General features: G+C 64.2%; 7 protein-coding genes and 1 pseudogene. 5 read left to right on the top strand and 3 right to left on the bottom strand.

The window, feature by feature from the left end:
* The 5 genes from ahcY to VLR48_RS18270 all read left to right on the top strand — a co-directional run.
* Positions 1 to 1,227: adenosylhomocysteinase (ahcY, locus tag VLR48_RS18290; RefSeq protein WP_325293163.1), on the top strand; the 1,227-nt coding region annotated here is incomplete at its 5' end.
* Positions 1,228 to 1,615: 388 nt separating this feature from the next.
* Positions 1,616 to 2,479: a methylenetetrahydrofolate reductase [NAD(P)H] gene (gene metF / locus VLR48_RS18285; RefSeq protein WP_325293162.1), complete on the top strand. Its 864-nt coding sequence runs from the start codon at positions 1,616 to 1,618 to the stop codon at positions 2,477 to 2,479.
* A 597-nt stretch (positions 2,480 to 3,076) separates the two neighbouring features.
* Complete coding sequence (locus VLR48_RS18280; RefSeq protein WP_325293161.1) at positions 3,077 to 3,469, top strand: sulfur globule family protein; 393 nt, start codon at positions 3,077 to 3,079, stop codon at positions 3,467 to 3,469.
* Between the two features lie 320 nt (positions 3,470 to 3,789).
* Complete coding sequence (locus VLR48_RS18275; protein ID WP_325293160.1) at positions 3,790 to 4,569, top strand: hypothetical protein; 780 nt, start codon at positions 3,790 to 3,792, stop codon at positions 4,567 to 4,569.
* 98 nt (positions 4,570 to 4,667) lie between these two features.
* Complete coding sequence (locus VLR48_RS18270) at positions 4,668 to 6,866, top strand: sodium-translocating pyrophosphatase (protein ID WP_325293159.1); 2,199 nt, start codon at positions 4,668 to 4,670, stop codon at positions 6,864 to 6,866.
* 101 nt (positions 6,867 to 6,967) lie between these two features.
* Here VLR48_RS18270 and VLR48_RS18265 read toward each other — a convergent pair whose 3' ends face one another.
* From VLR48_RS18265 to VLR48_RS18255, 3 genes and pseudogenes are all read right to left on the bottom strand, one after another.
* A complete protein-coding gene (locus VLR48_RS18265; RefSeq protein ID WP_325293158.1) occupies positions 6,968 to 7,288 on the bottom strand; it encodes a hypothetical protein in 321 nt (106 codons plus the stop codon).
* 228 nt (positions 7,289 to 7,516) lie between these two features.
* Positions 7,517 to 7,786 carry a DUF6129 family protein gene (locus tag VLR48_RS18260; protein WP_325293157.1) on the bottom strand — a complete coding sequence of 90 codons (270 nt, stop codon included), beginning with the start codon at positions 7,784 to 7,786 and terminating at the stop codon, positions 7,517 to 7,519.
* A pseudogene (locus tag VLR48_RS18255) lies at positions 7,783 to 7,985 on the bottom strand (dinitrogenase iron-molybdenum cofactor biosynthesis protein); the annotation flags it as partial. The gene VLR48_RS18260 and the pseudogene VLR48_RS18255, both read right to left, overlap by 4 nt.

Raw genomic sequence — 7,985 nt, 5'->3', positions numbered from 1 at the left:
GCGGTGCTGATCGAGACGCTGGTCGCGCTCGGTGCCGAGATCCGCTGGTGCTCGTGCAACATCTTCTCTACCCAGGATCACGCCGCCGCCGCCATCGCCGCGGCCGGCATCCCGGTCTATGCCTGGAAGGGCGAGACCCTGGACGAGTATTGGTGGTGTACCGAGCAGGTCCTGAACTGGCCCGACGGCGGCGGCCCGAACATGATCCTGGACGACGGCGGCGACGCGACCCTGATCGTGCACAAGGGCGTCGAATACGAGAAGGCCGGCGCCATTCCCGCGCCCAAGGCCGACGACAACGAAGAGTGGCAGTCCATCCTGGGCCTTCTCGCGCGCACCTTCGCGCGCAACCCTAAGCATTGGCACGGCATCGCCGAGGGCATCCGCGGGGTGACCGAGGAGACGACCACCGGGGTCAAGCGTCTGTATCAGATGCATCGCGACGGGCAGTTGCTGTTCCCCGCGATGAACGTCAACGACTCGGTCACCAAGTCCAAGTTCGACAACCTCTACGGCTGTCGCGAGTCGCTGGTGGACGCGATCAAACGTGCGACCGATGTCATGATCGCCGGCAAGATCGCCCTGGTCTGCGGGTTCGGCGACGTCGGCAAAGGTTCCGCGGCATCGCTGCGCGGGCTGGGCGCGACCGTCTGGATCACCGAGGTCGATCCCATTTGTGCCTTGCAGGCCGCAATGGAAGGCTATCGGGTCGTGACCATCGAAGACGTGGTCGGCATGGTCGACATCTTCGTCAGCGCCACCGGCAACACCGACATCATCACCCACGATCACATGGCCGCGATGAAGGACCAGGCGATCGTCTGCAACATCGGTCATTTCGACAACGAGATCCAGGTCTACGCGCTCAAGCAGTACGAGTGGGTCAACATCAAGCCGCAGGTCGATCAGATCGTCTTTCCGGACGGTCATCGCATCACCCTGCTGGCCGAAGGACGGTTGGTCAACCTGGGCTGCGCGACCGGGCATCCGAGCTTCGTGATGTCCGCGAGCTTCACCAATCAGGTCCTGGCCCAGATCGAGATCTTCACCAAGCCGCAGGAGTATCCCGTCGGCGTCTACGTGCTGCCCAAGCATCTGGACGAGGACGTCGCGCGTCTGCATCTGGGCAAGATCGGCGCGAAGCTGACGACCCTGTCCAAAGCGCAGGCCGACTATATCGGCGTGGCGGTCGAGGGGCCGTACAAGGCCGAGAACTACAGGTATTAAACCGCGCCCTTCGCGATCCGATCGAGGTTGCGGGTTTCGCGACCTCGCGGGGACTTCGATGCGTTGGAGTCGGCGCGGTTTAAGTCATTGGGGAAAGGGCTTAACGCGTGCCGGCTTGCGTCGCCTCGGGTGCATGCCGGGTCGATTGAAGACGGCGATCCTGCATGTCGCTTCTCGCGGTTCACGCCGTCAGTGCTCGTGACACCGCTCTGCGGTGTCGCGCCTCTGTCGCGCGCTTCGCACTCCGTGCGCGCAGCGCCGGCTCGGCGTTCGAGTCATGTCGCGGTGCCTTTCATCTCCACCCATTCGCCGCCGGATCCAAGCCACCGATCGCGCAGTCGTTGACCGCGCGAGAGGCCGGAGGCCGGAGGCCGGAGGCTCTCAAGCCATGCCGCCCGAATCACAGCAAACCCCGACCTACAGTGTCGAGCTCTTCCCGCCGAAGACCCCGGAGGGAATGGAGAAGCTCAAGCGCGAGATCGCCAAGCTCGACAGCGTCTCGCCGGGCTACTTCTCGGTCACCTACGGGGCCGGGGGATCCACGCGCGACCGTACCTTCGAGACCGTCGACTGGCTGCGTGGTCACCACATCGAGACCGCCCCGCACATTGCCTGTGTCGGTTCGGCGAGGACCGAGATCCGCGAGATCCTCGGCCGTTACCGGGAGCAGGGGATCCGGCGCCTGGTAGCCCTGCGCGGGGATCTTCCGTCCGGCATGGGCGGAGGCACCGGCGGTGATTTCCGCTACGCCAACGAGCTGGTCACCTTCATCCGCGATGAATTCGGGGGCACCTTCAAGATCGAGGTCGCCGCCTATCCCGAGTATCACCCGCAGTCGGGGAGCCCCGAGCGCGATCTCGCCAACTTCAAGCGCAAGGTCGAGGCCGGTGCGGATGCCGCCATCACCCAGTATTTCTACAACCCGGATGCCTACTTCGCCTTTGTCGAGAGTTGCGACCGGGTCGGCGTCACTGTGCCGATCATCCCCGGCATCATGCCCATCACCAACTACACCCAGCTCGCGCGTTTCTCCGACGCCTGCGGTGCCGAGATCCCCCGCTGGGTGAGGCGCCGACTCGAAGGTTACGGCGACGACGTGGAGAGCCTGCGTGCATTCGGGCACGAGGTCGTGCTCAATCTCTGCCGTCGCCTGATCGACGGCGGCGCGCCGGGTCTGCACTTCTATACGATGAACCAGTCGGGTCCGACGCTGCGGCTGTGGCAGGATCTCGCGCTTCCGCGTCCGGACTGAGCTCGACCGGTCCGGCGGCATCCCCGGCGCAGCTATCTTGCTCCGTCCGGTCGCGTGCCATTTTAACCAACGTAATAAATAAGGTTTGTCGCTTCGGCTCATGTCCCTGTCCCGGCGGCGAAATGAGCCGTTCTTGTAACGGAAGCCCCTGTTTTGGCTCGATTGCCGTCCTCGGCGTCGGCTCGATTTCGTCTAGGGATGAACTCTCCGGGTGGCGCCCGGCTGACCTGATGGCAGCCGGGTCGACCCGCAGGGTGCTGTTTAATGCGTTGCGTCTTCACGCCATCGACGCCTATACTCGGTCCGCTTCTACCGGTAATGAGCGGCCTGGGCTTCTTCGCAGGGTTAGCCGTTACTCCGATGGGCCGTCGAGCCTGCAACCTCCCCTTCTGCCCGGATTTGTGCAAGACGGCAAATCGCGCCGGTCGGCAGTTTGCGCCTTCATACGGTTCACTTCGGGGCTGAGCCCGGACCCTTCGGGGTTCGACCGCTGGCTCCACGTCAAGCCCGCAGTCGGAGACAACGCATCCCCGGCTTCGGAGACCTCATTGCGGGTCCGCCCGCGCCCAACGTTTCCTGATTAGAGGTAGGACGAACATGAATAAAACGATCAAGTTTGCAGGTCTTGCAGCCGTTGTCGCTCTGGCCGGTGCTTCCTTCTCGGCCAGCGCCTGGTGGGGCGGCCCGGGTGGTTACGGCAACAACGGCAGCGGCATGTGGGACAACATGGGCGACATGTTCGGTGACGGTACCGGCGACTTCAACATGAACATGAGCGGCAGCGGGCGTTCCTACGGTCGCGGCTATGGCCGTGGATACGGCCGCGGTTACGGTTATGGCGACGGCTACGGCTATGGTGCGCCTTACGGCTACGGCGCACCCTACGGCGCGCCCGGCTACGGCGCCCCTTACGGCGCTCCCGGCTACGGTGCCCCTTATGGCGGCGCGATGCCTGCCCCGATGGCACCTCCGGCTGCTCCCGCACAATAAGGACGATCTAGCCGCCTAGGGGCTTCGGCGCAGGCCGAGCCCCGAGTCGACTCGGATACAGGGACGTATCCAACCCACCTCCCGCACGGCCTGCCCCCTGCTCGCGCTCGGCGTTCTCGACCGATGCGGTGCTCCGAACATCCCTCGCTCTCCGGCTTTTTTCCTTCGCTGCGTCGATCCGATCGCGCACGCACCGCCCGTTCGATGTCCCTTTCTCGGTCATCATCCTGATCTGCTCTCCACATTGCCTGCATTTATGGTGATAATTGAGAACCACCGGTTCCGTTCGGAGATCCGGGCACATCACGGCGAGGCTCGGCATGGCTGAAAAGCATCTGTATCTGTCCCTGATCCCGCAGGCCCTGATCGCGTCGATGCTCGAGCCGGAGGCATTCGGCAGCTACTACGCGGTCGGTTCCAAGGCCCATGTCAAAGGCGAGGCGATCTTTTTCGAGGTCGACCCCGCGTTCCGCTCCGACGACTTCCCGTTTCATCTGATGGACGAGCGGTGCATCACCCAGCCCGACGGTGCTCCGAAGCGCTCGGTCTATCTCTCGATCTACCGCGTCCTATCGCGCATCCCGGTCTCCGCGCTCGGCAACCTCTATCTGGTGACGAACGACGGCAAGACGCTCGAGCTCCCGCGCTCGGTCTACGCCCCCGAGCCCGGCGGCCGCCTGCATCTCTACCAAGAGTTCTGTCCCATCACCCCGATGGTCGCGAGCCGCTCGGAGCCGCATGAGTTCTGCAATGCCATTACGGATCCGTCCCACACGGTCCATGTGCCTCGCCTCGTGTTCTCCGAGCTGCGCATCGGCGCGCTCGCGACCGACCCCGAGAACGGTGCGGCCGACGATCTCCCCTATCCGAACCTCGCACATCTGCGCGACGTGCTCTACGAGCTGAAGTACAACGACACCAAGCCGAGCAAGCTGGTGCTCAAGCAGGTCAAGGAGGGCGTGCTCTACCGCATGGTCCAAGGCGGTTTCTACGTCGGCGACCAGACGGACTTCGCCTTCTACCGATTCCCGGATCTCGACGAGCTCGAGAACCGTTATCGGGGCTGGTGGCGCTCGGCTCAGGTGACCGCGCTCGAATGACCTTGCGTTCGCAGCCCTCCTGAGTCCCGGACTCGGGTCCTGCCCGACGCATCCTTCGCGGCGGGTTTCTTCGCTATCTCACGTCCACTGGAACACCTATGAACGAGCCAGTCTTTTGGATCGCGCCGATCGCCGCGCTGTTGGCGCTGGTCTACGCCCGGATCTTTTTCAAGGAGATGCTGCGCCAGGACGAGGGCACTGCCCTGATGCGTGAGATCGGCGGCCACGTCAGTCGTGGTGCCATGGCGTATCTGTGGCAACAGTACAAGATCATGTTGGTGGTTTTTCTGGCGTTGGCCGGCGTCTTCGCCGTGTTGGCCTACCATTTTCATGTTCAGAGCACCTGGCTGCCGGCGACCTTCCTGTGCGGCGGCTTCTTCTCGGCGCTTGCCGGTTATTTCGGGATGCGCACCGCGACCCAGGCGTCCACACGTACCGCCGCCGCCGCTCGGACCTCGCTGCCGGACGCGTTGCGCATCGCGTTTCGCAGCGGTGCAGTCATGGGGCTGGTCGTCGTCGGGTTGGGACTCGGCAACATCGTCTTCTGGTTCATCTTAGCGAACCTGCTGATTCCGGCGGGCGATACGGGTGAGACACACCGCATGGTGCTGATCACCACCACGACACTGACCTTCGGCATGGGTGCCTCGCTCCAGGCCATGTTCGCACGCGTCGGCGGCGGTATCTTCACCAAGGCCGCGGACGTGGGCGCGGATCTGGTCGGCAAGGTCGAGAGCGGCATCCCGGAGGATGACCCACGCAACCCGGCGGTGATCGCCGACAACGTGGGCGATAATGTCGGCGATGTCGCGGGTATGGGGGCCGACCTCTTCGAGTCTTACGCCGGCTCTATCCTGGCTGCGAGCGCCCTGGGTGCGGCGGCCTTCATGCACGATCCGTCGCTCCAGATGAAGGCCGTGGTGGCGCCCATCATGATCGCGGGCCTGGGCATCCTGCTGTCCATCCTCGGTGTTTATCTGGTCAAGACCAAAGAAGGTGCGAGCCAAAAACAACTGCTCGACGCCCTCGGACGCGGCATCAACAGCAGCGCGGCCATGATCGTCGTCGTGTCGCTGGTGTTTCTCTTCTTGCTCGGGATGCCCAACATCTGGGGCATCTGGGGCGCGGTCATCGCCGGTCTGGTTTCCGGTGTCGTGATCGGTCGTTCCACCGAGTACTACACCTCGCCGAGCTACTCGCCGACCCGCCGGATTGCCAATCAGGCCGAGGGTGGCGCGGCGACGCTGGTCATCGCCGGCATCGGCGTCGGGATGCTTTCGACCGCCATCCCGGTGCTCACGGTCGGGGCCGGTACACTCCTTGCATTCCTGTTCGCGTCCGGCTTCGATGCCTCTCAGATGAATCAGGGACTCTACGGCGTGGGCATCGCGGCTGTCGGGATGCTCTCCACCCTAGGGATTACGCTGGCCAGCGACGCCTATGGTCCCATCGCCGACAACGCCGGCGGAAACGCCGAGATGAGCGGTCTGGGGCCCGAGGTGCGCGCTCGGACCGACGCGCTCGACGCGTTGGGCAACACAACCGCAGCAACCGGCAAGGGTTTCGCCATCGGCTCGGCCGCGCTCACCGCACTGGCGCTGATCGCCTCCTATGTCGAGGTGATTCGGATGGAGCTCATCAAGGCAGGCACGACGGTGCTGCAGCTCGGACACGGCGGGACCGTCCCGACCGATACCGCAACACTGACCGATTTCATGACCTATTACGGCGTGAATCTACTGAACCCGACAGTTCTGGTCGGGGTCATGGTCGGTGCCATGGTGGCGTTTGCCTTCAGCGGCCTGACGGTGCAGGCGGTGGGGCGGGCCGCGCTCTTGATGGTGGAAGAGGTGCGTCGACAGTTCCGGGAGGATCCGGGCATCCTTCAGGGGACCTCGCAACCCGACTATGAGCGCTGCGTCGCCATCTCCACCCTTGGCGCTCAGCGCGAGATGGTGCTGCCCGCGGTGCTTGCGGTGATCGCACCGGTTCTGACCGGATTGTTGTTGGGTGTGGCGGGGGTGATCGGTCTGCTGGTCGGCGGGTTATCCAGCGGTTTCGTGCTGGCTGTGTTTCTATCCAATTCCGGCGGCGCTTGGGACAACGCCAAGAAACACATCGAGGCCGGACATCATGGCGGCAAGAACTCGCGTGCGCACCGAGCCGCCGTGATCGGGGACACCGTCGGCGACCCCTTCAAGGACACCTCCGGACCGAGCCTGAACATCCTGATCAAGCTCATGAGCATCGTCGCCATCATCATGGCCGGGGTTACGGTGTCCTACAGCCTGCTTTGATCGGAGTCGCTCGAGGTCCTTGGGCCACCGCGGTACGGTGGCCCAAGGACCTTGGTCTTATCCGGGGCAGCGCTTTGCTGCGCCTCGGGTTCGGTCCGGATTCAGTGCTGGTGATAGAGGTCGTCGAGCGGGCTCTCGTGCGCCAGCGGCGTGCCGAGTTCCGCCCAAGTGAAGAGATTGAAGGCGCGATGGCCGTTGTGATCGAGCACCCGCAAGCTGTCCGACTCGGTAAACCCGTTCATGACCTTCTTGAAATGACCCTTGTAGCGCTCCTTGGCCAGCTCCATCGGGATCTCGTAGGCCAGGAACTTCGGGATGCCTTTATCCTTCAGACGCTCCAGCAGGTCGGGGTTCTCGAGTGAGTCGTAAGAGGTGACGATCACGATCGGACCGTTGCCGGTCACCAACATTGCGCATTTCATGGGGGTCTCCACCAGATTGATCGCCCAAGCGGGGCGAGGTAAACAGCGTGTAGCGAGGATCGAATCCGGTCCGGACCGCATCGCAACCGGCAGGAGTGAGGTCTGGCCCCGGGCCGGCGGATTTTAACACCGAAGAAGATGGGGTGGGCGCGGCGCGACCCCGGTCTGGATCGCGCAAGGCGAAGGCCGGCGGAAAGCGCCCGGCATCCGACGACAATCGAGCGAGGGTCAATCCTCCTCGTCGACCTCCGCAAGGACGACACCGGTCGCGTTCGCCGGATCGTCGGTCAAGACCAGGCAATGCGCCCTCCCGTCGACGAGGTAGAGGTTGAAGCCGTCGGCGCTGCGCACCGGCTTTCCGACCCCGATGTCGTCATCGCTGCAAAAGGTGAAATGGACATCCGTGAACGCCTCGCGCAAGGCGCCGAGGGTCTGCGCGTTGAGACCCGCGCGGCGCACCACCTCGGTGATCTGGTCGAGGCGCTCCTCCGCGATCATGCCGCATCCTCCGAGCGGGCGAAACGCACCCGCTCCTCGGGCGACTGACCCATCGCCTTGGCGAGCCAGGGCGGGGCCTTTTCGCCGAGGATGCGCTGCAGGGCCACCATGCGCTCGCGCGCGCTTCCGCCGGTCGCGTACTTGATGGGGTGAATATCCGCCTTCACGACCTTGGCCGCGGCCGGACCCCCGATCGAGG

Source organism: Thiocapsa sp., assembly GCF_035467215.1.
Taxonomy (GTDB): Bacteria; Pseudomonadota; Gammaproteobacteria; order Chromatiales; family Chromatiaceae; genus Thiocapsa.
The sequence above is the reverse complement of the archived record's forward strand: the minus strand, read 5'-3'. Positions and strand labels throughout refer to the sequence as shown.

Coding starts and splice junctions, on each gene's coding strand:
- metF (WP_325293162.1), top strand. CDS start 1,616: ATGCCGCCCGAATCACAGCAAACCCCGACCTACAGTGTCGAGCTCTTC.
- VLR48_RS18280 (WP_325293161.1), top strand. CDS start 3,077: ATGAATAAAACGATCAAGTTTGCAGGTCTTGCAGCCGTTGTCGCTCTG.
- VLR48_RS18275 (WP_325293160.1), top strand. CDS start 3,790: ATGGCTGAAAAGCATCTGTATCTGTCCCTGATCCCGCAGGCCCTGATC.
- VLR48_RS18270 (WP_325293159.1), top strand. CDS start 4,668: ATGAACGAGCCAGTCTTTTGGATCGCGCCGATCGCCGCGCTGTTGGCG.
- VLR48_RS18265 (WP_325293158.1), bottom strand. CDS start 7,288: ATGAAATGCGCAATGTTGGTGACCGGCAACGGTCCGATCGTGATCGTC.
- VLR48_RS18260 (WP_325293157.1), bottom strand. CDS start 7,786: ATGATCGCGGAGGAGCGCCTCGACCAGATCACCGAGGTGGTGCGCCGC.